Origin of the sequence: Polynucleobacter sp. QLW-P1DATA-2 (assembly GCF_001870365.1) — a bacterium.
Lineage (GTDB): Bacteria > Pseudomonadota > Gammaproteobacteria > Burkholderiales > Burkholderiaceae > Polynucleobacter.
Genome location: NZ_LZMQ01000001.1, coordinates 96,142 through 117,471 on the forward strand (window position 1 = coordinate 96,142; position 21,330 = coordinate 117,471).

At 45.3% G+C, this 21,330-nt stretch carries 25 protein-coding genes and 1 pseudogene; 17 read left to right on the forward strand and 9 right to left on the reverse strand.

The features are described from left to right. Positions 1-7 precede the first annotated feature (7 nt). Positions 8-655, forward strand: coding sequence for a thiol:disulfide interchange protein DsbA/DsbL (locus tag A9236_RS00520; protein WP_071466272.1), 648 nt, complete (start codon positions 8-10; stop codon positions 653-655). Between the two features lie 33 nt (positions 656-688). Here A9236_RS00520 and A9236_RS00525 read toward each other — a convergent pair whose 3' ends face one another. The 5 genes from A9236_RS00525 to A9236_RS00545 all read right to left on the reverse strand — a co-directional run bounded on the left by A9236_RS00525 (position 689) and on the right by A9236_RS00545 (position 5,506). After that, positions 689-1,465, reverse strand: coding sequence for an SDR family oxidoreductase (locus tag A9236_RS00525; protein WP_071466271.1), 777 nt, complete (start codon positions 1,463-1,465; stop codon positions 689-691). Continuing rightward, positions 1,462-2,688 carry a cyclopropane-fatty-acyl-phospholipid synthase family protein gene (locus A9236_RS00530; RefSeq protein WP_236638642.1) on the reverse strand — a complete coding sequence of 409 codons (1,227 nt, stop codon included), beginning with the start codon at positions 2,686-2,688 and terminating at the stop codon, positions 1,462-1,464. The genes A9236_RS00525 and A9236_RS00530 overlap by 4 nt, the downstream gene beginning before the upstream one ends. 65 nt (positions 2,689-2,753) lie before the next feature. Then, on the reverse strand, positions 2,754-3,539 hold the full coding sequence (locus tag A9236_RS00535) for a DUF1365 domain-containing protein (protein ID WP_071466269.1): 786 nt from the start codon (positions 3,537-3,539) through the stop codon (positions 2,754-2,756). Further along, a complete protein-coding gene (locus A9236_RS00540; protein ID WP_071466268.1) occupies positions 3,540-4,928 on the reverse strand; it encodes an NAD(P)/FAD-dependent oxidoreductase in 1,389 nt (462 codons plus the stop codon). Continuing rightward, positions 4,925-5,506, reverse strand: coding sequence for a glutathione peroxidase (locus A9236_RS00545; RefSeq protein WP_083393540.1), 582 nt, complete (start codon positions 5,504-5,506; stop codon positions 4,925-4,927). Before A9236_RS00545 ends, A9236_RS00540 begins: the two co-directional genes overlap by 4 nt. 93 nt (positions 5,507-5,599) lie before the next feature. Here A9236_RS00545 and rfaE2 point away from each other — a divergent pair, with 93 nt between their 5' ends. After that, positions 5,600-6,088 (forward strand): D-glycero-beta-D-manno-heptose 1-phosphate adenylyltransferase, encoded by a 489-nt coding sequence (rfaE2, locus tag A9236_RS00550; RefSeq protein ID WP_071466267.1) that lies wholly within the window; start codon positions 5,600-5,602, stop codon positions 6,086-6,088. A gap of 6 nt (positions 6,089-6,094) precedes the next feature. Here rfaE2 and A9236_RS00555 read toward each other — a convergent pair whose 3' ends face one another. Continuing rightward, positions 6,095-6,907: a type III pantothenate kinase gene (locus tag A9236_RS00555; protein ID WP_071466266.1), complete on the reverse strand. Its 813-nt coding sequence runs from the start codon at positions 6,905-6,907 to the stop codon at positions 6,095-6,097. Further along, positions 6,904-7,701 (reverse strand): biotin--[acetyl-CoA-carboxylase] ligase, encoded by a 798-nt coding sequence (locus A9236_RS00560; protein ID WP_071466265.1) that lies wholly within the window; start codon positions 7,699-7,701, stop codon positions 6,904-6,906. Before A9236_RS00560 ends, A9236_RS00555 begins: the two co-directional genes overlap by 4 nt. A gap of 37 nt (positions 7,702-7,738) precedes the next feature. Here A9236_RS00560 and A9236_RS00565 point away from each other — a divergent pair, with 37 nt between their 5' ends. From A9236_RS00565 to A9236_RS00595, 7 genes are read left to right on the forward strand one after another with little or no spacing between them, the layout of a single operon-like run. Beyond that, positions 7,739-8,833 carry a VanZ family protein gene (locus tag A9236_RS00565; RefSeq protein WP_071466264.1) on the forward strand — a complete coding sequence of 365 codons (1,095 nt, stop codon included), beginning with the start codon at positions 7,739-7,741 and terminating at the stop codon, positions 8,831-8,833. A 16-nt stretch (positions 8,834-8,849) separates the two neighbouring features. Then, positions 8,850-9,158, forward strand: a complete 309-nt coding sequence (locus A9236_RS00570) for a ferredoxin (RefSeq protein WP_071466263.1) — start codon at positions 8,850-8,852, stop codon at positions 9,156-9,158. 39 nt (positions 9,159-9,197) lie between these two features. Then, entirely contained in the window at positions 9,198-9,920 is a 723-nt protein-coding gene (locus A9236_RS00575; protein WP_071466262.1) for an alpha/beta hydrolase, read from the forward strand. A gap of 11 nt (positions 9,921-9,931) precedes the next feature. After that, positions 9,932-10,198, forward strand: coding sequence for a YbeD family protein (locus A9236_RS00580; RefSeq protein WP_071466261.1), 267 nt, complete (start codon positions 9,932-9,934; stop codon positions 10,196-10,198). A 9-nt stretch (positions 10,199-10,207) separates the two neighbouring features. Further along, on the forward strand, positions 10,208-10,849 hold the full coding sequence (gene lipB, locus A9236_RS00585) for a lipoyl(octanoyl) transferase LipB (protein ID WP_071466260.1): 642 nt from the start codon (positions 10,208-10,210) through the stop codon (positions 10,847-10,849). Continuing rightward, positions 10,846-11,856, forward strand: a complete 1,011-nt coding sequence (gene lipA / locus A9236_RS00590; RefSeq protein ID WP_071467679.1) for a lipoyl synthase — start codon at positions 10,846-10,848, stop codon at positions 11,854-11,856. Before lipB ends, lipA begins: the two co-directional genes overlap by 4 nt. Continuing rightward, on the forward strand, positions 11,837-12,433 hold the full coding sequence (locus A9236_RS00595) for a hypothetical protein (RefSeq protein ID WP_236638643.1): 597 nt from the start codon (positions 11,837-11,839) through the stop codon (positions 12,431-12,433). Before lipA ends, A9236_RS00595 begins: the two co-directional genes overlap by 20 nt. A 28-nt stretch (positions 12,434-12,461) precedes the next feature. Here A9236_RS00595 and A9236_RS00600 read toward each other — a convergent pair whose 3' ends face one another. Continuing rightward, complete coding sequence (locus A9236_RS00600; RefSeq protein WP_071466245.1) at positions 12,462-12,716, reverse strand: accessory factor UbiK family protein; 255 nt, start codon at positions 12,714-12,716, stop codon at positions 12,462-12,464. A 271-nt stretch (positions 12,717-12,987) separates the two neighbouring features. On the opposite strand from A9236_RS00600, the gene A9236_RS00605 reads away from it, so the two are divergent. The 8 genes and pseudogenes from A9236_RS00605 to ptsP all read left to right on the forward strand — a co-directional run bounded on the left by A9236_RS00605 (position 12,988) and on the right by ptsP (position 20,560). After that, positions 12,988-13,857 carry a TorF family putative porin gene (locus tag A9236_RS00605; RefSeq protein ID WP_071466244.1) on the forward strand — a complete coding sequence of 290 codons (870 nt, stop codon included), beginning with the start codon at positions 12,988-12,990 and terminating at the stop codon, positions 13,855-13,857. Between the two features lie 25 nt (positions 13,858-13,882). After that, positions 13,883-14,221 carry a P-II family nitrogen regulator gene (locus tag A9236_RS00610; protein ID WP_011903792.1) on the forward strand — a complete coding sequence of 113 codons (339 nt, stop codon included), beginning with the start codon at positions 13,883-13,885 and terminating at the stop codon, positions 14,219-14,221. 13 nt (positions 14,222-14,234) lie between these two features. Next, positions 14,235-15,719 (forward strand): ammonium transporter, encoded by a 1,485-nt coding sequence (locus tag A9236_RS00615; protein WP_071466243.1) that lies wholly within the window; start codon positions 14,235-14,237, stop codon positions 15,717-15,719. A 105-nt stretch (positions 15,720-15,824) separates the two neighbouring features. Further along, positions 15,825-17,124, forward strand: a pseudogene (gene gshA, locus A9236_RS00620) (glutamate--cysteine ligase). A gap of 30 nt (positions 17,125-17,154) precedes the next feature. Then, a complete protein-coding gene (gene gshB, locus A9236_RS00625) occupies positions 17,155-18,096 on the forward strand; it encodes a glutathione synthase (RefSeq protein WP_071466241.1) in 942 nt (313 codons plus the stop codon). Position 18,097: 1 nt separating this feature from the next. Further along, positions 18,098-18,520 carry a PTS sugar transporter subunit IIA gene (locus tag A9236_RS00630; protein WP_071466240.1) on the forward strand — a complete coding sequence of 141 codons (423 nt, stop codon included), beginning with the start codon at positions 18,098-18,100 and terminating at the stop codon, positions 18,518-18,520. A gap of 16 nt (positions 18,521-18,536) precedes the next feature. Next, the gene (locus A9236_RS00635) at positions 18,537-18,806 is read left to right on the forward strand and encodes an HPr family phosphocarrier protein (protein WP_071466239.1); all 270 of its coding nucleotides are present in this window, start codon (positions 18,537-18,539) and stop codon (positions 18,804-18,806) included. A 2-nt stretch (positions 18,807-18,808) separates the two neighbouring features. Next, complete coding sequence (gene ptsP, locus A9236_RS00640) at positions 18,809-20,560, forward strand: phosphoenolpyruvate--protein phosphotransferase (RefSeq protein WP_071466238.1); 1,752 nt, start codon at positions 18,809-18,811, stop codon at positions 20,558-20,560. 4 nt (positions 20,561-20,564) lie between these two features. Here the strand turns inward: ptsP and A9236_RS00645 are convergent, their stop codons facing one another. Beyond that, the gene (locus A9236_RS00645) at positions 20,565-21,317 is read right to left on the reverse strand and encodes a HesA/MoeB/ThiF family protein (protein WP_071466237.1); all 753 of its coding nucleotides are present in this window, start codon (positions 21,315-21,317) and stop codon (positions 20,565-20,567) included. Positions 21,318-21,330: the final 13 nt, after the last annotated feature.

Consider the following 21,330-nt stretch of genomic DNA (forward strand, 5'->3'; position numbering starts at 1 on the left):
AAACATCATGATCTCATTTAGCAAAAGAGCATTTCTTGTACTGACTTTAATTTTCTTGAGCGGCATCGCTAGTGCGCAAGGTCAAAAAATTGAAGAAGGTTTTGATTACCGAGTCCTCCCAGTCCCCCAGCCGGTAGAGACCAAGGGTAAAGTCGAGGTGATTGAATTCTTTTGGTATGGTTGTCCACATTGCTATGACTTTGAGCCAGAATTGAGTGCATGGGTTAAGCGTCAACCAAAAGACGTAGCCTTCCGCAGGGTTCCAGTAGCTTTTCGTGATGACTTTTTGCCACACAGCCAGCTTTACTATGCGCTTGAGGCAATGGGTAAGGGCGATGCCTTAAATGAAAAGGTAATGTACGCCATACATAAAGAAAATAAACACTTATTAACAGAGCCTGAAATTGCTGACTGGGTTGCTTCACAAGGGGTTGATCGCAATACCTTCTTAGCTACCTACCGCTCTTTTGCGGTGGTATCTAAAGCAAGAGCTGCAAAACAATTGACAGAGGCCTATCGAATTGATGGCGTACCAACCATTGTGATGCAGGGTAAATATGTCACATCCCCTTCAATTGCTGGAACTAAAGCTAAAGCATTGGTTGTGATGGATTATCTAGAAGATAAAATTCGTAAAGATAAGTACAAGCAGTAGTTACAAAAAATTGAAGTTCTATTTTGCAATTGCTTAGATTTTGACGAAGCGACGCACGATCCAAAAGTAAAGTGGGTATGGCAGAATTCTCAAGAGTTTCAAAAATCTTGAGAATCTTTTGGGGAAGTGAATATCAAATTCTCCCCTTTGAATCCCGCTTAGAATTTCTGTTGCTGCTTGCTCAGCGCTAATTAACGCGGGCATCTCAAAATCATTTTGAGCCGTAGCCTCGGTTGCAACAAAGCCCGGAGAAATCATGTGCACGCTTACTCCTTCCGGAAGTAAGTCGTAATAGAGCGTTTCGCAAAAGTTAATAATGCCAGCTTTGCTTGGCCCGTATGCCAAGGCTTTAGGTAGACCGCTATAACCTGCAACGCTACCAACAATGGCGATATGGCCGGCATGTGCTTTAAGCATTTCAGGGAGCACTAAAGCCACCGCTCTCATGGGTCCTAGGAGGTTGGCTTCAATCGTTTGCTCTGCTGCTTGAATCTCAAAATCATCAGCACGCAAAGGAATATACATTCCAGAGACAAACAAGAGTAGATCTATCCCACCCCATGTATTGAGGAGTGTTTGGTAGGCGCCATGAAATTGATCATCATTAGTGACATCTAGAGGGATCACGAGTGCTTGATCTGTTTGTGCTTGCGCTGCAATTGCATTTAAGCGCTCGACCCTTCTGCTAGAGAGTGCAACTTTAGCGCCCTGTGCTAGCAGAGCATTGGCACACGCTTCACCAATTCCGCTTGAGGCACCAATGACCCAAACACGCTTGCCTGAGAAATGATCAATTCCGCGCTGCTTCATGCTTTTAGGGCATCCGGAGATGTTTTGATAGTTTGGTGGCTGAGCGTAAATTGCACAACATCAATATTACGTTCTGAGAATCCGGCGGCGCAGTACATAAGATAGAAATTCCAAAGACGTATGAATGCTTCATCAAATCCTAGTTGACGTACTTCCTTAAGTTTTTGATTAAAGCTCTCGCGCCAAAGACATAGCGTTTTAGTGTAATCTGCCCCAAATGCAAATTCTTCTTCAATCTGTAAGCCTGCTTTTTCCGCACTTGCTTTAAAGCTAGCGCACGAAGGGAGCATGCCTCCGGGGAATACATATTGCTGAATGAAATCCGTATTGTGGCGATACCGTTCAAATAGCTCTTCGGCAATCACAATGGTCTGTATGCAAGCCTTACCCCCAGCTTTCAGACATTGAGCAATAGTCTGAAAATATTCAGGCCAATGCTTTTCACCAACCGCTTCAAACATTTCTACAGAAGCAATGCCATCAAACCGCTCCTGGCAATCACGGTAGTCTTGTAGCCTGACCTCAAAAGTAGCCTGCTGGGATGTTTGGGGATGAATTTTTGCTAATCTATCTTCTGCGTAGGCTTTTTGCTCGGTTGAAAGAGTGAGCCCCGTAATGTTTCTTCCGCTAAGCAATGCTTCTTCCATTACTCCACCCCAGCCGCAGCCGATTTCTAAAATTCGATCACCCATCTTGGTGTTGAGAGAGTCAAGAATGCGTCTAATTTTGGCGCGTTGTGCTTCCGCAAGAGTTTGCTGATCACCTTGAGAAAACCAGGCGCTGGAATAGCTCATGCTCGGGTCTAGCCACAAGCTATAAAAAGGGTTGCCTAGGTCATAGTGCGCATGAATATTTTTACGGCTTCCCGTTTTGGTGTTATCCCGCAGCCAGTGTTTCAGGCGATAGAGGATTGAGCCATACCAACTGCCATAGATGGCCTTTTCAAGAATGGTGCGATTGCGAATAGCTAATTCCAAGAGTGCTTTTAAGTCTGAAGTATTCCACTCCCCGCGAATATAGCTTTCTGCAAATCCAATATCGCCATGTGACATGACCTGCTTAAATACGGACCAATCTAAGATTTGGATATCTGCCCTTAATGAATCTGATGGATTACCAAATTCTTTTATCTCTCCGTTGGGCAGGGTCAGATTAAGGTGACCGTTGGTCAGTTTCGCTAAGATGGCCAAAAGCGCTTTGGCGCACAGGTCTTGTTTGCGCAAATGAACCGCATTAGTTTGCGGTCGTGAAAAATTCAGTCGAGAAAGTAAGGTCTGTCCAGGGCGATTCATCTGCTGACTTCGAATTCCGGTGGTTTAGGTTTTGAGTGAAAGGGTACACCTTTTAGCCATAATTTCAATGCTTGCCAATGGATACGGAAAATCACTCCAAGGCTCATGAGGGGGTAGCGTAAAAGGGCTAGGTATAGGTTGGACTTGCTAAGGGGGCGACCCGTGCCGCTAATGCTGGTATTAATGAGGGGCAGTCCGTCCTCATGAAGCTCAATGCGGTATACGGAGTTTTTCTTTGAGCTACTATCTTCGGAAAATAAAAAGCGAAATTGATATTCGCCTCGCACTTCGCAGAACGGCGAAACATGAAACACCTTCTTACTGCTAAGCGTCTCTCCAGATTGCAGGGGCTCTCCTGAATCTTTATGCAATAAGTAGCAATGACGCTCGCCAAAAGTATTATTTACTTCAGCCAACACCGCTTTAACTAAGCCATCAGAATTTGTGCATACCCAGAAGCTAACGGGATTAAATACGTAACCTAGCACTCTAGGAAAGGTATGCAGCCATATTTCTCCATCGATGTTGTGAAGACCATTTTCTTGCAAAATATTTTCAATCCAAGAGAGGCTATCAGCCTCACCAAGCCCATGATCCTTATCAAAGAAGGAGCAGATACCTAAGCTATTGTCGCGAAGGCCGCAATCGCGAAGCAGGCGGGGATTTTGCTTTCTTGTCCGCATGGGAATAGATAGGGTGAATACACCGTAGCCAAAAGCATTCTTTGCCGGTCGCAGACGCCGATGTTTCACTACTCCAAAGTTGATCTTTGGTTGATTCATTTAACGGGCATCTTGCTTGGGAGTGCTTTGCAGTGGTGACCGAATATTTTCTATTAAGGCCTCTGCGACTAGCTCACCAGATCTCAATCCATCCTCATGAAAGCCAAAGCCTGTCCAAGCCCCGCAATACCAAATGGAGAATGTACCCTGAATCAGAGGCAATTCTTTTTGGGCTTGAATGGCATTCATATCAAATACTGGATGTGAATAGTGAATCTCTTGATGAACTAGCTTAGGGTCTGGCTCGGATGCGGGATTCAGACTCACAATAATCTGTGTGTTTTTCAATTGCTCGGGTAATGGCTGTAATCGATTGATGAGGTAGTTAACGCTGACGTGCTGTTTAGAGGAGGGCGTGGTGCCTGATTTTGCTGTGTAGTTCCAGGCAGCCCAGCAGCGCTTTGCTTCGGGTAGGAAGCGCGTGTCTGTGTGCAGAATGGCCCGATTCTTTTGGTAAGGAACGGCGGCAAGAATATTTCTGGCTTGCTGGTCAATCCCATGAACCAGATCTAGAGTTTGATCACTATGGCAGGCCATCACCACTTCATCAAACATTGCAGAGCCCGATGAGCTAATGACCTCAACTTGGGCTGCATCACCTTGACTAGCATTGACTCGCAATACCGCTTCGCGTTTAATCGCAATCTGGTGTTTCTCGAGGGCGCTCACAATGCGTTTAACGTATTCCCGTGAACCACCTTTGATGGTGAGCCACTGTGGTCGATTCTGGATTTGCAATAAGCCATGGTTGTGGCAGAAACGAACCATGGTCTGAATCGGAAATGCCAACATTTGCTCAACAGAGCAAGACCAGATCGCGCCAATCATGGGGAGAAAGTAATTCTCTCTGAAACTTTGGCTAAAACGGTTTCGATCTAAAAAATTGGAAATTGTTTCATCTGGCTCAGCATAGTGGTGGCCGGCATCTATCTGCTGCTGAGCAAGCTTGGTGGCCATACGATTGAAGCGCAAGATGTCATATGCCATTCTCCAAAAGGATGGTGAGAGCAAATTCGACCGTTGCCCAAAAAAAGAATTGAGGTCATTCCCCGCCCATTCAATTTTAGGGTGATGAGGACTTTTTTCGGAAGCATCAATAGACACTGAAAATGACATTTCAGAAGGGGCCACGGGCGCCTTAATTTCTTCAAAAAGTCTGACTAAGCGGGGGTAGGTCTTACGGTTAAAAACTAAGAAGCCAGTGTCTATGCCATGTGTAATTTCTTGACCAGCTATATTGCAAGTGAAGTCAACGGTGTTGCTATGTCCACCAATATGGTCTCCACCTTCATATAGGGTGATTTCCATTTCAGGATGCTGTCTTAGTGCATATGCGCAGCCTAGACCAGAGATGCCGGCGCCAATAATGGCAATTCTTTTTTTGATCACTGCGCTTTTTCCTTCAGGAGTTTTTCTATCTCATCCGTTATGGAGTTACTAGTAGGCTTAGTGACACTACCAAAAGAGTCAACGACATTGCCATTGCGATCTATTAAATATTTATAGAAATTCCATTTTGGAGTGGTACCTGTTTTGGCAATCAGCATTTTGAAAAAAGAGTTTGGATTGCTGCCCGAAACTACGGTTTTGGCAAACATAGGGAATTTCACGTCATATGTGTTTTTACAAAAGTCTGCGATTTCTTTATTACTGCCGGGTTCTTGTTGACCAAAATCATTCGAAGGAAAGCCAAGCACTACAAAACCTTGATCTTTGTATTTGGCATAGATTTTTTCTAGGCCCTCATATTGACTGGTGAATCCACAAAAGCTGGCAGTATTTACTGCCAAAATGACTTTACCTTGATATTGGCAGAGATTTTGTGGCGCCTCATCTTGTAGGCGTGGAAAAGTATGGGATAAGAGTGGGCTACAGCTAGGGGCTGCATTTGCTAGCTTGATCCCTGGAAAAAAGATAAAAAGAGTAAAAAGACAGCCAACTACTATATTGCTTACGATGCGGTTCATATTGTCTCTTCGTTGTTCTGCAGATTAGGCGTCAAGTCTAAGACATTATGAGCAATATCGCAGGGCCTCACGTAAAGCCATTAATATGGAGTTATGAGCACTTTGCCCCCACCCTCTTTTGAATCTAAAGTTTGCCCTTTGGCAGAGCTCGATGCTCGAATTGCTAAGTTACCAAGACCCTTAGTATTCACTAACGGGGTGTTTGATATTTTGCATCGTGGCCACGCTAGTTATTTAGCTCAAGCTCGAGCGCTAGGCGCAAGTTTGGTGGTGGGAGTGAATTCTGATGCGTCAGTCAGGATGTTGGGTAAGGGGGATGACAGGCCTATTAACTCTGAGGCAGACCGTCAGGCTTTATTAGCTGCTCTTGAGAGTGTTGATATGGCAGTGTTATTCACTGAGCAAACACCCGTTAATCTGATCGAGAAAATCCACCCTGATATTTACGTAAAGGGTGGCGATTATGAGATCGATAGCTTGGCAGAAACCCAGCTTGTAAAAACCTGGGGCGGGAAGGCGATTGCCATTCCTTTTTTATACGAGCGGTCAACTACTAGCTTGCTAGGAAAAATCCGCTCTTAATATTTCTTATAAGTTCTTTAAGAGCCACGCCCACACACCGCGCAATACCAAGCCTTCGCTGATTTCAATGTTGACTGCATTAAGCTTGCTCAACTGCCCAATTTCTTTTGCCAACACTTTGGCATTGCCACCGTCAAGCCATACTTTTTCAATCGGGTGATTCATTTCTTTTGCAATATTGAGCGCGTATTGAACAGCACCAATTTGAGCGGCATCACAACCGCCAATAATGGCGTCATTGGTACAAACACCAAAACCATGGTGAGCATCGCCGCGGATTGCCAGGGGTAGCTGCGCTGTGTTGGTCTCTAAGCTTTTTTGCATCAGGCTTAGGCCTGGCAAGATCCAGCCGCCATAGTGGACGCCGTTAGAGCCCAACAAATCAATGGTTGTAGCGGTGCCGGCATTGATGATCAAAGTATTTCTCTTGGATAATGCACGTGCTCCTATGATGGCTGCCATGCGATCTGCGCCAAGCTTGCTAGGCTCTTGGTATAAGGTGCGAATCCCTTCAAAAGTACTATCACCGCTTAATTGCTTCCATGCAATCTCTTTCCATTGAGGAAAGAGTGATTTGAGATTGATGATTGCTTCTTCACCTGCGACACAACTAAAGGCAATTGCGCTCGGCATTGGAAGGGTCTTAGAGATGTAATCAGCTAATTCAGCTCGGTGCTCGGGCGATTGCAATGAAGCGCTGCTAATAGATCCTGAATAGGCCCATAATTTTTTCTGTTGGTCAGATGGCTGTTGATTTGATTCAACAGCAGCCCATTTCAAGCGGGTATTGCCAACATCAAATATTAAATAGAGACTCATGATTGCATTCTGAGAGAAACATCACCAGCATAAATTGCAACGGTTTTATCTGCTTGCTCAAGCATAAGGGCTCCCTTGGCATCAACTCCTCTTGCAATACCGTAGGTGGGATCTTTTCCTGCCCCTGATATGCATACTTTTTGACCTGCAAAAGCATCCCATTTAAGCCACTGACTTTGATATGCTGCAAAACCGTGTTGATCAAAGTTTTTGAAATGCTTCACAAACGAATCAATTAAGCTTAGCCAAAGATATTCAGCTTCAAGGGGTTTTACTTCTGGGGGTAGCAATTGCTCTATTGAGCTGACTTTAATGTCACTTTGATCAAGATTTTTTTCTATGGCGCTGGCGTTCCGTAAATTCATGCCAACACCAACAATCATCCAGCTAGGCTCACCCGATTTTGCTTGTCCACCTTCAATCAAAATGCCACCCAATTTTGCATTGTTCAGCAATAAATCATTGGGCCATTTGAGGCGAAGCCCTGCATGATGAAGAAGATCCTGCTCAAGATGGCATGCCTTAGCAATACCTTCAATAGTTGCCAAACCCACCACAAGACTTAATCCCGTTAATTCAGCAGGGCTTCTGCTGAAAGGAAAAGCCATTGAAAAGCAGAGAGAGTCTTCGGGGTTGGCTACCCAGACGCGTCCAGCCCGCCCTTTACCCGCTGTCTGCTTTTGGGTGATGCGAGCAACGGGGTCAATGAGCGCGCCAGCCCGCCAGCGCTCAAGAAGATCATCGTTGGTGGATTTGGTTTCAGCAACACGTTCAAGGATGCAATTAGCAGTCATTTCGCCATTGTAGAAAGGTCTGACCTAGAATTGTGGAATGCACGAGAAAGTTCAGCGTCCTCGCAAATTGGCATGGCCTCTACAAGCTATGCCCCTGGCTAGAGCCTCTAGCCTCATGTATGCCCTTCTAATCCTGTACATAAGCCTAAATCCATTCGATTTTGACTTCCAAAACGGAATTACTGCGTGGGCATGGGTGGATGCTCCTTTGCCACGTTTTATTACCCTCTTTGATGTTTCAGCGAATATCCTGGCTTATATCCCCTTTGGGTTTCTATTGGTTTTTGCTGCATATCCACGTTGGCGAAATTTTGTTGCCTTGGGTATGGCCATTAGTCTGAGCGCTCTCGTTGCTTTTAGTGTCGAAACTCTGCAATCTTGGGTTCCTACCCGTATTCCGAGCTTGATGGATTGGTGGGCCAATGTATTTGGGGGCTTATTAGGCGGCTTATTGGCGATTCCTTTGGGTCCCGAGTGGTTATCTGGAAGCGCCCTACGGCGTAGATTTGACCAGTGGTTTGGTTTGAATTGGGCAATCTGTGTGCTGTGTCTTTTATTTCCATGGTCACAGATTTACCCCCAAAGTTCTTGGTTGGGCATTGGTGGCTGGGGGCATGTGATTTTCGGATCGATCGATTGGGGAACAACGGTGATCAATCAAGTGGTGCAAGAAACACTGATTACCGGCCTTTGTTGGTTGGGCGCGGCACTTTTATTGTCTCTAGGGATGCGCCCCAAAGCGCCTCAGTGGCAAATCCTCAATGGTTTGCTTGGTTTCACCGTTTTGCTAAAGATATTGTTTACAGCCCTTCAGTTTGGAGGGGAGTTTAGTTTGATATGGCTCACTACCGGTGCTTTCTGGGGAATGTGTTTAGCAGTCCTAGCTTTGCGATGGGCATTGCGTTTACGTCAAAGCACAAAGTACTACTTAGCGATGCTCTGTTTGATCGTCGTAACCATCGCCATCAATGTATTGCCCGATAATCCTTATTTCATACTCACCCTAAGACATTGGAACCAAGGACGTTTATTGCACTTTAATGAGTTGATGCAGTGGGTTTCAGTGATATGGTTACCCATGGCCTTCTTTTGGATGATTCGTAACACCAAAGAACTTCAATCAACACATTGATACATATAATTTTTCTATGAGCTTTTCACATCACTTATTTTTTTGCTTGAATCAACGTAGTAACGGTGAAGACTGTTGTGATCGTCATAATGCTTTTGCCCTATTTGAGTACGCTAAAAATAGAGTCAAAGAACTCGGGCTTGCGGGCCCTGGAAAAATTCGGGTGAATAAAGCGGGATGTTTAGATCGCTGCGCTGACGGACCCGTCATGGTGATCTATCCACAAGGTACTTGGTACACCATGATTGATAAAGAGGACGTCGAAGAAATTATTCAATCCCATTTAATCCAGGGTATACCGGTAGAGCGTTTGCAATTGGCTTAGAAAAGCTAAGTTAATTCAGTTTTTGTTGAAAGTGTGTTCATGAATAGCCGTAACAAAGTAATTCAGATTGATGGTCTTGTTGGTTCAATGGAAATGTCCATCGATCTCCCAGATGAATTAAAAACTAACCCAGCCTTTATGGTGCGTGGCCTGGCATTGGTGGCGCATCCTCATCCTTTGATGGGGGGTACGATGGATAACAAAGTTGCCCAAACTATGGCCCGAGCATTTAATCAGTTGGGATATGTGAGCGTGCGTCCAAACTTTCGTGGTGTTGGTGGCACAGTGGGCGTACATGATAACGGCGTTGGTGAGTTAGAAGATTTGCTACATGTGACTGAGTGGATGCAAACACCATCAAGCTGGTCTCAACTCGAGGCTAGCGCCAATCAAGCGTGGACTGCCTCTGCGAATACTTTGCCATTAGTAGTTTCTGGATTTTCCTTTGGTAGTTTTGTTGGCAGTCACTTGGTCCAAAGATTGGCCGAGTTAGGTCGTCCTGCAGAGCGCCTAGTCATGGTAGGAAGTGCGGCCGGTAAGTGGACATTAGCTCAGGTGCCTGCTGATACGATTTTGATTCACGGTGAGCTCGATGAAACTATTCCGTTAATAGATGTCTTGGATTGGGCGCGTCCCCAAGAACTCACCGTTCAAGTAGTGCCAGGCGCCGACCATTTTTTCCATCGTCGTCTGCATTGCATTCGCAATATTATTTCTGGTGCCTGGTTAGGTATGCCAGACCATCGCAAACAATCAGAATAAGAAAGAAAAATATGGCTGAAGAAAAATCACTGATTGAGTATCCCTCTCTTTTTCCTATCAAGGTAATGGGAAAAAATAATCCAGAGTATTTGCCTGCAATAGTGCATATTGCTAAGCAATTTGATCCTACTTTTGACGAGAGTAAGGTAGAGCAGAGACCATCAAAGGATGGAAATTATTTGGGTATTACTTTGCCCATTACAGCGACTAGTCGCGAACAGTTAGATGAGCTTTATCGTACGTTATCAACCCATCCATTAGTGAGCATCGTTCTCTAATCAGAGTTCATGACGGTTTTCGTAAAGCACCTTGGTCTAGTAGATTACGCTGAAACGTATGAAGCAATGCGCCTCTTTACAAGGGAGCGTAATAGCGATACACCAGATGAAATATGGCTCTTGGAGCACCCTCCGGTATTTACATTAGGCTTGGCTGGCGATGCAGGCAATCTGCATTCCCCAAGTCATGACATTCCAATGGTGCAAGTAGATCGGGGTGGCGAGATTACTTATCATGGGCCCGGTCAGATCGTTGTCTATCTCTTGCTTGATCTCAAACGACTTGGGATTTTTGTAAAAGAGTTGGTCTTCCGTATTGAACAAGCGCTGATCGATGCCTTGGCGCATTTTGGTATTCAGGCAGAAAGAAAGCCTGGCGCCCCAGGAATTTATATATCCCAACAGCCAGGCGTCTCGGTTGAATGGGTTGGGGCAAAGGTGGCTGCTCTTGGTCTAAAAGTCTCAAAAAGCTGCTCGTACCATGGCCTAGCCTTGAATGTAGCTACTGATTTAGAGGCATTTGGGCGTATCCACCCTTGTGGCTATGAGGGCTTAAAGACGGTAGATATGCAAACCCTTGGGATCAAGGACAATATAGACACTATTAGCCAAAGGCTTTTGGAGCACTTACAAAAGCAACTAATGCCATGACCATAAATAAGACCGATATCAAGCCATCAGTAGAAGAGCGACAAGATCTTCAATACGATGCTACCCGCAAGCAAAAATCGAGCGAGAAGACTGCACGTATTCCAATCAAGATCGTGCCTTTGGAGCAAGTGCTAAAGAAGCCAGACTGGATTCGGGTAAGAGCCGCATCAGGTAACTCACGCTTTGCTGAGATTAAAAAGATTTTGCGGGAAAACGAATTAGTCACAGTGTGTGAAGAGGCAAGTTGCCCTAATATCGGTGAGTGTTTTGGCAAGGGCACTGCAACCTTCATGATCATGGGTGATAAGTGCACACGTCGCTGCCCATTCTGTGACGTGGGTCATGGTAGACCCGATCCCTTGGACGAAAAAGAGCCCGCTAACTTAGCGCGCACTATTGCCGCACTCAAATTAAATTACGTCGTGATCACCAGCGTGGATCGTGATGACCTGCGTGATGGTGGCGCAATGCATTATGTCGATTGCATTTCTCAATCGCGTGCACAGTCTCCCAATACCCGTATTGAAGTATTGGTGCCTGATTTCCGTGGACGTCTTGATAAAGCTCTAGACACCTTTGCTGAGCATGCTCCGCAAGGTTTGCCAGATGTGATGAATCACAACCTAGAGACAGTGCCTCGTCTGTATAAACAAGCGCGTCCCGGAGCTGATTACCTCCATTCCTTGAAGTTGTTAAAAGAATTTAAGGAGCGCTTTCCTAATATCCCAACCAAGAGTGGTTTGATGGTGGGTCTAGGGGAAACGGATGAAGAAATTCTCGAGGTCATGCGTGATATGCGTGAGCACAATATCGACATGCTTACTATTGGTCAGTATCTAGCGCCATCAGGCCATCACTTACCAGTTACGCGTTATGTTCACCCTGATGTATTTAAGATGTTTGAAGAGAGGGCCTATGAGATGGGCTTCTCTCATGCTGCAGTAGGTGCCATGGTGCGATCCAGTTATCACGCAGATCAACAGGCGCATGGAGCCGGCATTGTTTAGAGGCGCTTTAAAAGTCTGCATCTTTTTAGCGGTATTTATTCTTCTCTCTGCATGTAGTCCTACTCTCAATTGGCGCACCGTTCAGTCTCCAGAACAAGGCTATAACGCATTGTTTCCGGGTAAGCCAGACAAGCTTGAGCGTCGTATTCCGTATCAGGATCAAGAGTTCTTACAAACACTTGAAGCAGTGAAGGTTGAAGATGATATTTATTCGATCAGTGCGATTCAATTAACTAATGCTCAAGTTGTGCTGGCACCAAAATTAATTAGTCAGCTACAAAGTAATGTAGTAGATCGGGCAAAAGCATCTGGTGGCTCGGTCACTATTGAAGACTCTTTTTATCAAACAGCTGACCATCATCGTTTGCCAAGTAAAGACTATTTCATTGCTTTTAAGTCGAACGAAAAATTTCAACAGGTAATGAGGGTTCGCTGGATAACCCGTTCCATGGGAAATGGGAGCCTATGGATTTACCAAATTTCAGTTTTACATGCCGGTAGTAATGTGGATAACGCTAAAGTATTTCTATCTCAAGAGGCGTATGCAAACTTCTTTAGCGAGTTCTATCCAGAGTAAAACTCAGAAGTGAATGCTGAAAAAGTGACTACGCTTTTTCTAATGCAGCTACTTTGGCTTCGAGCGCTTCTAGCTTTTCTCTAGTCTTAGCAAGTACTTTGGTCTGAAGCTCAAACTCTTCGCGAGTGACAAGATCCATTTTCTGAAAACCTTGGTTCATCATGGCGCGCACATTTTTTTCAATTTCCTGTGCTGGTGAATTACGAATCGCATCCCCAACTTTGTTCTGCATATCGTTAGCAATACGTTGGATTTGTTCGAGGATTTCGCCAGGTTTTTGCATGATGGGCTTTTCAGTTGAGTTAAGAGTTGTATAAAACACACACATTCGTATTTTATGTTGAACCCACAATGATGGCTTAATAGGTGTTTCTTGGGAAAATTCCCTATATATTCACTATCTTGGTGCCTATATATGCACCAAGATAGTGAATATGCATTAATAAAGTGATTCAATTCCAAATGACATGGAGGCAAAGCTTCATCATCACCCCATGCAATAAGCATTTAACCGATTTTCTATTTTTTTGATTACAACCAGTAAGGAGCATTAGATGAAAACTTTACATAAGAAAGCAATGTCTGCAGCAGCAGTAGCATTGTTGAGCGGCTTGGCGTGCTCATCTGTATTCGCAGAAGAGGCAGCAGCTGAAGCCCCTGAAGCAAGCCCAATTACAGCAAACGTAACAATCGTAAACGACTATCGCTATCGTGGTATCAGCCAGTCAAACTTTAAGCCAGCCATCCAAGGTGGCTTTGATTACGCTCACGAGAGTGGTTTCTACATTGGTAACTGGAACAGTTCAATTAGCTGGGTAAGCGACAATGCAGTTAATGCCGGTGTTAAACCAGTATCAGCCCCTATTGAGATGGACTTCTATGCAGGTATTAAGAAAGAATTGATCGGCGAAGGTTTTGCTTCTGATTTGGGCGTGCTCCAGTACTACTATCCAACTAGCGGTCTAACAACAACTGCGAACATGGTTAACCCAAATACAACTGAAGTTTATGTTGCTCAAAACTTTACTTTTGGCCCGGTTACTGGTTTCGGTAAAGTTTCATATGCCGTTTCTACATTATTCGGTAACGTGAACTCCACTGGTTCTTACTACCCAGATTTGACTTTGAACTATGACACTGGCGTTTGGGGATTGGCTTTGAATGGCCACATTGGTTATCAGTATGTTGCTGGGAATCAAGCAAACAAAGGAACTTATAACTCTGTTTTGAGTAATAGCACTTTGTATAGCTACACAGACTGGAAGTTGGGTGTAACCAAAGACTTTGGCGGTGGTTTATCAGCTGCCATTGCTTATGTTGGTACCAATGCTGCAACAGTACAAGGTGGATATTCATACGTTAGCCCACAAGGTAAGAACTTGGGTAAATCAACTGGTTTAGTTTCCTTAACAAAGACTTTCTAATTTCCAACTCTGAACGGAGAAACACATGAAATTAATTACCGCAATCATCAAGCCCTTCAAGCTTGACGAAGTGCGCGAGGCTCTCTCAGAAGTGGGAGTTTCGGGCATCACCGTCACTGAAGTTAAAGGCTTTGGTCGTCAAAAAGGTCACACCGAGTTGTATCGCGGTGCTGAGTATGTGGTTGATTTTTTACCTAAAGTAAAAATTGAAGCTGCTGTTGAAGATGGCATTTTGGAGCGTGCGATTGAAGCAATTGAAAAATCAGCACGTACAGGCAAGATTGGCGATGGCAAGATTTTTGTCTCACCGGTTGAGCACGTCATTCGTATTCGTACCGGTGAAACCGGCGCGTCAGCACTTTAAAGAGAGGTTCAAAATGTTAACTTGGATGAAACGACTCGTTGCTGGTGGTGCTATGGCCTTGGCTATTGGCGCTACTGGTGTGATTGTTACTTCACCAGCGCATGCTGATGAAGTTAAAAAACCTGCAGTTACTGCTCCTGCCGCTACTCCAGCAGCTGCAGAACCTGCACCCGTACTTTGCTCTGAAAAGTGCAACAAGGGCGATACTGCTTGGATGTTAGTTTCTACAGCACTTGTGTTGTTGATGACGCTTCCTGGTTTGGCTTTGTTCTACGGTGGTTTGACACGTAGCAAAAACATTCTGTCAATCTGCATGCAATGTTTTATGGTCTTCTCTGTAATTACTGTGCTCTGGGCAATCTATGGCTACAGTTTTGCATTTACAGAAGGCGGAGCATTCATTGGTGGACTCGATCGCTTGTTCTTGGCTGGTATGAACCCAGACTCAGTTGCAGCAACCTTTAGTAAGGGTGTTGTGATTCCTGAGTATGTATTCATGGCTTTCCAAGCAGTGTTCGCAACTATCACTTGCTGCTTGATCATTGGTTCCTTTGCTGAGCGCGCTAAGTTCTCTGCAATCTTGGTATTCATGATCATTTGGTTCACATTCAGCTACTTGCCAATCGCTCACATGGTTTGGTTCTGGCCTGGTCCAGATGACATCAAAGATGCTGCATCACTCGAGGCAATTACTGCTCGTGCTGGTTGGTTATGGCAAAAAGGTGTTCTCGACTTCGCTGGCGGTACTGTTGTTCACATCAATGCTGCGATCGCAGGCTTGGTTGGTTCATTCGTTATCGGTAAGCGTATTGGTTACGGCAAAGAAGCAATGAAGCCACATAACTTAGTTTATGTAATGACTGGTGCTGCACTCTTGTGGTTCGGTTGGTTTGGTTTCAATGCTGGTTCAGCACTCGAAGCAAACGGTAGCGCAGCATTGGCTTTCGTGAATACATATTTGGCTACTGCTGCTGCTGTATTGGGCTGGTCTGTTGCTGAGTGGGTTCTCAAAGGTAAGCCTTCCATGTTGGGCGCTGCTTCTGGTTGCGTAGCTGGCTTGGTTGCTATTACTCCTGCTGCTGGTTTCGTTGGCCCAATGGGTTCAATTGCAATCGGTGTATTTGCTGGTGTAATTTGCCTCTGGGGTGTTACTGGCCTCAAGAAAATCTTGGGCTCAGATGACAGCTTGGACGTATTCGGTGTACACGGCGTTGGTGGTATTTCTGGTGCCTTGTTGACCGGTGTATTTGCTGATCCAGCTTTGGGCGGTACAGGTGTTTGGGACTATGTAGCAAATGCTGTTGCTCCTGACTACTCTATTGCTAGCCAATTGTGGATTCAAGCTCAAGGCGTGATTACAACTGTAATCTGGTCTGGCGTGGTTTCTTTCATTGCCTTCAAATTGATCGATATCGTGATCGGTTTGCGTGTGAAGGAAGAAGAAGAGCGCGAAGGCTTGGATATCAGCTCACATGGTGAGTCTGCATACGAGTCTTAATCAGTAGATTTACCCCTCACTGGGCGGCCTTAGTGGGCTGCTCAGTTTTTAAGCGCGGAATCCTAGGATTCCGCGTCTTTCTTTTAAAAATCTTACAATGGTGGGATGGTTCCACATCTGATTACTGCCCTAAGCGGCCCTTTGCTCGAATTGGAGTCAAAGGTACTTGAAGCAACCCCGACGATTGAGCGTTGGTTCAGGCTCGAATGGCAGGAGCATACGCCGCCATTCTATTGCTCGGTTGATTTACGAAATTCTGGTTTTAAGTTGGCCCCGGTTGATACCAATTTATTTCCGGGCGGATTCAATAACTTATCTCCTCAAATGTTGCCGCTGGCCGTTCAGGCCGCAATGGCTGCGATTGAAAAAATCTGCCCAGAAGCAAAAAATTTATTACTCATTCCTGAGCGCCACACTCGCAATACTTTCTATTTGCAAAATATTGCACGCTTGTCTTCAATCTTGCGTCAGGCTGGACTTAACGTTCGCCTGGGCACTTTCTCTGAAGAAATTAAAAAGCCAACCTGGATTGAGTTGCCCGATGGTAATCGTTTATTGATGGAACCTTTGTCACGCTTAGGTCTGAAAAAACAGCGCTTGGGCTTAAAGGATTTTGATCCCTGCTCTATTTTGTTGAACAACGATTTATCTGCTGGAATTCCTCCAATCTTAGAAAATATCCATGAGCAATATCTCCTGCCCGGCTTACACGCTGGTTGGCATGTTCGTCGCAAATCTAATCACTTTGCTGCCTATGATGAAGTCGCTAAGAAATTTGCCAAGGTAGTGGATATTGATCCGTGGATGATTAATCCTTATTTCACTAGTTGTTCCGATGTCAATTTTCATGAGCGCAAAGGTGAAGATGAGCTTCAAGCAGCAGTAGAGCAGGTGCTCAAGAAGACTGCAAAAAAAATATCGTGAGTACGGTATTAAAGAAAAGCCATATGTCGTTGTAAAGGCTGATGCGGGTACCTATGGCATGGGCGTGATGGTTGTAAATGATCCCTCTCAATTAAAGGGCTTGAATCGTAAAGACCGCAATAAGATGAGTGTTGTCAAGGAAGGCCTTGAAGTCAGCGACGTACTCATACAAGAAGGCGTGTATACCTTTGAGAAGGTGAATGAGGCAGTTGCTGAGCCAGTGGTTTATATGATTGATCGCTACGTTATTGGCGGCTTTTATCGCGTTCATACCGATCGTGGCCCAGATGAGAACCTCAATGCTCCTGGGATGCATTTTGTACCCTTAGCATTTGAACAAAACTCTATGCCAGATCTGGGTGCTAAGCCTGGTAGCGCACCACCAAACCGCTTCTATTTGTATGGTGTTGTGGCTCGCTTAGCTTTACTTGCCTCTTCTCTTGAGCTTGAGAGAACGGATCCAGACATGGAAGTAGCCTAATTTCAAGTGTTGATTACTCGCTAGAACAATATGGATCTTTTATTCATTGCCGACCCTCTTGAATCTTTCAAGATAAAAAAAGATTCCACTTTGGCGATGATGCGAGTTGCGCAAGAAGCAGGACATCGTCTGTGGTTTTGTCAGAGCTGCAATATTTTGTGGAAAGACAATCTTGTTGTTGCTGATTGCCGGTCTTTGCGAATTACCTTAGATTCTTCATCCTGGTTTGAGTTGGGTGAAATGGAATCAAAACCACTCCACTCTTTTTCTGCAGTACAGATGCGAACAGATCCACCGTTTGATATTGAATATCTCAATACAACCTGGATGCTGTCTGCGGCGAAGAGGCAGGGTGCCAAAGTATTTAATGATCCTGCAGCAGTCCGTGATCATTCAGAAAAACTGTCCATTACCGAATTTCCAGATTTGATTCCACCTACGCTGGTGACTCGTGAGTTGAGTGCGGTTGAGGAATTTCATCGCAAGCATAACGATATTGTGATTAAACCCCTTGATGGTATGGGGGGCATGGGCGTATTTCGAGTTGGTCCTGATGGCCTGAACCTTGCTAGCATTGTGGAAACCTTGGGTGAGAATGGCGCTCGTACTCTGATGGTTCAACGTTTTCTGCCTGAGATCGCTGATGGTGACAAGCGGGTTCTGTTGATAGGTGGTGAGGTTGTGCCATTTGCCTTGGCGCGTATTCCTCAGGGTAAAGAAATTCGCGGTAATTTGGCTGCTGGCGGAAAAGGTGTTGCAATGCCTTTAAGTGATGCTGAAAAGAGCATTGCTGAAAAACTGGCGCCTATCCTTTTCCAGCGCGGTTTATTTTTAGTTGGCCTAGATTTGATAGGTGGCTATCTCACAGAAATTAATGTCACTAGCCCAACTTGTTTTGTTGAAATCACCGACCAAAGTCAATTTGATGTTCCACAGTTTTGGTTAAAAGCGCTTGAAAGGGTATTGTCCTGATATGCCTGGAATCGTAATCGTTGCACATACCCCTGTTGCAAGCGCAATGCTGGGTTTTGTTGAGCATACTTTTGGTGAGTTGCCTGAGCGTGTAAGGGCGGTAGATATTCCGCCACATGAAGACACAAAGGCAAGCTTTGATCGCGTTTTAAAAGCGGCTTATGGTGTTAATACTGGCCATGGGGTACTTATTTTGACCGATGTCATGGGCGCTACACCTGCCAATGTGGCATCGAAGTTAGAAAGCTTGGGCCCCTTATCAGGACTGAATGCGCCGGTAATTGTTTTAGCGGGATTAAATCTGCCGATGCTCATGCGATGTATTTCTCATCGTGGCGAAAGCCTAGAAGAGTTAGCCAAAAAGGCTTTAGCAGGTGGACAGCAGGGAATTTTGCGTCTCGGCGCAAAGGTAGATCAAGAATAAAAGGAGTTTTTGCGTAATGCCAGTCGCTGAAATCGAGATCATTAATAAGTTGGGTCTTCATGCTAGGGCATCGGCTAAGTTGTCGCAATTAGCTGCCCAGTTTCCTTGTGAAATATTGTTGTCACGCAATGGGCGTCAAATTAATGCCAAGAGCATTATGGGTGTCATGATGTTGGCCGCAGGTATTGGTAGTACAGTCACCTTGGAAACCGTTGGTGAAAAAGCGGATGAAGCAATGACTGCGCTCACTGCTTTAATTAACGATCGCTTCGGAGAGGGTGAGTAAGTATGACTTTTGCCTTGCACGGAATTCCAGTATCAAAAGGAATTGCTATCGGCAAGGCAGTACTGATTTCGCGCGCAGCATTAGAGGTCAGCCATTACTTAGTTGAGCCCGGTAAAGAAGAGGCGGAAGCCCAAAAATTATTAGATGCCTTCAATCAAGTTCGCTTAGAGCTCGAACAGTTGCGTTTGGGGTTGCCCAAGGATGCGCCTCAAGAGATGGCAGCATTCTTGGATGTGCACGGCATGATCTTGGCCGATCCAGCCCTAGCTGAAAAGCCAATCAAGTTAATTCGTACACAGCGTCTAAATGCTGCCTGGGCTTTAACTACCGAACTGAATGATCTCTTAGAGCAATTTGCTGAGATTGAAGATCCTTATTTAAAAGAGCGTGCCAATGATATTCGTCAGGTAGCTGAGCGCGTTATCAAGGCGCTAAATGCTCAAAAAGATGCGCTACATGAATCTGAGTTTTTGCCATCCAGTGAGATTGGCGTGGAATCAATCATTGTGGCCCACGATATTGCGCCTCATGACATGTTGCGTTTTAAAGAGCATGCTTTCACCGGTTTCGTTACCGACCTTGGAGGCAAAACATCTCATACAGCTATCGTAGCCCGTAGCATGGAAATTCCAGCTGTTGTGGGTGTGCGCCATGCTAGCGAAATGATTCGCCATGGTGATTGGTTAGTTCTCGATGGCGAACAAGGCGTAGTCGTAGTTGCACCTGATGAGCAGTTATTAGCAGAGTACCGAAAACTTCAAAGCCAAGCCTTAAAAGAGGCTCGTAAGCTACAGCAGCTAAAGCATGCCAAAACGGAAACACTGGATCGAGTTGATATTGAACTTTTTGCCAACATTGAGCTACCAGAAGATGCGATCCAGGCCGTTAAGTTGGGTGCGGTAGGTGTCGGTCTATTTCGTTCCGAGTTTTTGTTTATGGACCGCAAGCATGCCTTGCCAGATGAAGAGCAGCAATATCAGGAATACCGTCGCGTCATCGAATTGATGCATGGCTTGCCAGTCAACATTAGAACTATCGACGTTGGGGCTGATAAGGCATTGGGTGCTGGCGGCAGCGATGTTTCTCAAACCGGTACATCTCCATTGGGTTTGCGGGCCATCCGTTGGTCTTTAACAGAGCCAGAAATTTTCTTAACGCAACTAAGAGCCATCTTGCGGGCTTCAGCTCATGGCCAAGCGCGGATTATGATCCCGATGCTGGCACATGCTAAGGAAATTGATGAAACTTTTCGCTTAATTGAAAAGGCAAAGCAGCAATTACTCCAGCGTGGACAATCTTTTAATCCCAATATTCAAGTGGGTGCGATGATTGAGATTCCAGCGGCAGCTTTAGTACTACCTTTGTTTATCAATCGCTTTGATTATTTATCGATTGGTACGAATGATTTAATTCAATATACCTTGGCAATTGATCGAGCAGACCATGCTGTAGCTCATTTGTACGACCCTTTACATCCCGCTATTCTGAATCTCATCGCCAATATTATTGATCAAGCTAAACGTGCCAATGTTCCGGTAGCAGTCTGTGGTGAGATGGCCGGTGACCCTGCTTTAACCAAGTTGTTACTAGCGATGGGATTAACCGATTTCTCCATGCATTTCAGTCAACTCTTGTTGGTAAAACGTGAGATTCTTCAGGCTAATGTGGGAATGCTAAAAGCCCGATTCCCAAGGGTATTAAAAGCCTATGAGCCGGAGGCTCAAGCTAAAGCCTTAGAGCGTTTGCTGGCCTAAAAGCCTAATGGGGTTTGCCGCAGACCGGGCAATCAGGGTTGCGACTGATGCGAATCTGATCCACCTGCGTATTCCGCGCATCCCATAGCAGCATACGCCCCACCAAAGACTTCCCAAATCCAATCACCACCTGCAGCGCTTGTGCTGCCTGGATGCTGCCAATGATGCCCACTAATGGCGAGAAGATGCCCATACTGGCGCAGCTTATCTCCTCAAATGTTGCATCGGGAGAGAAAATACAGGCATAGCAGGGAGAGCTCGTATCGCGTGAATCAAAGACAGATGCTTGCCCATCGAAGCGTAGAGCCGATCCAGAAACAAGAGGCTTTTGATGTTTGACGCAACTTGCGTTAATGAGTTGGCGAGTTTGAAAGTTATCGGTACAGTCCAAAACAACATCGACGCTGGGCAATAGATCATCCAGCAATGATGAAGTCGCCTTTGCTTGAATTGTTTCAACTTGGATCGTGGGATTGAGTTGCTGCAAAAATTGTTTACCAGAGGCAACCTTACTTTTTCCAACAGTCCCCTCGGTATGCATGATTTGGCGCTGCAAGTTTGTCAGATCTACCTCATCATGATCAAGCAGGGTGATGTGCCCAACCCCAGCAGCTGCTATGTAGGGGGCAGCAGCACTGCCAAGGCCGCCAGCGCCAACAACTAAGACATGTGCGTTTAAGAGCTTCTCTTGACCTTCAACATCAATATCCTCAAGCAGTAAATGCCTTGAGTAGCGAAGGAGCTGCGCATCATTCATTTGCAGGTCAAGA

Bases quoted from the DNA above. Each gene is read 5' to 3' on its own strand.
- A9236_RS00520 (WP_071466272.1), top strand. From the start codon at position 8: ATGATCTCATTTAGCAAAAGAGCATTTCTTGTACTGACTTTAATTTTC.
- A9236_RS00525 (WP_071466271.1), bottom strand. From the start codon at position 1,465: ATGAAGCAGCGCGGAATTGATCATTTCTCAGGCAAGCGTGTTTGGGTC.
- A9236_RS00535 (WP_071466269.1), bottom strand. From the start codon at position 3,539: ATGAATCAACCAAAGATCAACTTTGGAGTAGTGAAACATCGGCGTCTG.
- A9236_RS00545 (WP_083393540.1), bottom strand. From the start codon at position 5,506: ATGAACCGCATCGTAAGCAATATAGTAGTTGGCTGTCTTTTTACTCTT.
- rfaE2 (WP_071466267.1), top strand. From the start codon at position 5,600: ATGAGCACTTTGCCCCCACCCTCTTTTGAATCTAAAGTTTGCCCTTTG.
- A9236_RS00555 (WP_071466266.1), bottom strand. From the start codon at position 6,907: ATGAGTCTCTATTTAATATTTGATGTTGGCAATACCCGCTTGAAATGG.
- A9236_RS00560 (WP_071466265.1), bottom strand. From the start codon at position 7,701: ATGACTGCTAATTGCATCCTTGAACGTGTTGCTGAAACCAAATCCACC.
- A9236_RS00565 (WP_071466264.1), top strand. From the start codon at position 7,739: ATGCACGAGAAAGTTCAGCGTCCTCGCAAATTGGCATGGCCTCTACAA.
- A9236_RS00570 (WP_071466263.1), top strand. From the start codon at position 8,850: ATGAGCTTTTCACATCACTTATTTTTTTGCTTGAATCAACGTAGTAAC.
- A9236_RS00575 (WP_071466262.1), top strand. From the start codon at position 9,198: ATGAATAGCCGTAACAAAGTAATTCAGATTGATGGTCTTGTTGGTTCA.
- A9236_RS00580 (WP_071466261.1), top strand. From the start codon at position 9,932: ATGGCTGAAGAAAAATCACTGATTGAGTATCCCTCTCTTTTTCCTATC.
- lipB (WP_071466260.1), top strand. From the start codon at position 10,208: ATGACGGTTTTCGTAAAGCACCTTGGTCTAGTAGATTACGCTGAAACG.
- lipA (WP_071467679.1), top strand. From the start codon at position 10,846: ATGACCATAAATAAGACCGATATCAAGCCATCAGTAGAAGAGCGACAA.
- A9236_RS00595 (WP_236638643.1), top strand. From the start codon at position 11,837: ATGGAGCCGGCATTGTTTAGAGGCGCTTTAAAAGTCTGCATCTTTTTA.
- A9236_RS00600 (WP_071466245.1), bottom strand. From the start codon at position 12,716: ATGCAAAAACCTGGCGAAATCCTCGAACAAATCCAACGTATTGCTAAC.
- A9236_RS00605 (WP_071466244.1), top strand. From the start codon at position 12,988: ATGAAAACTTTACATAAGAAAGCAATGTCTGCAGCAGCAGTAGCATTG.
- A9236_RS00610 (WP_011903792.1), top strand. From the start codon at position 13,883: ATGAAATTAATTACCGCAATCATCAAGCCCTTCAAGCTTGACGAAGTG.
- A9236_RS00615 (WP_071466243.1), top strand. From the start codon at position 14,235: ATGTTAACTTGGATGAAACGACTCGTTGCTGGTGGTGCTATGGCCTTG.
- gshB (WP_071466241.1), top strand. From the start codon at position 17,155: ATGGATCTTTTATTCATTGCCGACCCTCTTGAATCTTTCAAGATAAAA.
- A9236_RS00630 (WP_071466240.1), top strand. From the start codon at position 18,098: ATGCCTGGAATCGTAATCGTTGCACATACCCCTGTTGCAAGCGCAATG.
- A9236_RS00635 (WP_071466239.1), top strand. From the start codon at position 18,537: ATGCCAGTCGCTGAAATCGAGATCATTAATAAGTTGGGTCTTCATGCT.
- ptsP (WP_071466238.1), top strand. From the start codon at position 18,809: ATGACTTTTGCCTTGCACGGAATTCCAGTATCAAAAGGAATTGCTATC.
- A9236_RS00645 (WP_071466237.1), bottom strand. From the start codon at position 21,317: ATGAATGATGCGCAGCTCCTTCGCTACTCAAGGCATTTACTGCTTGAG.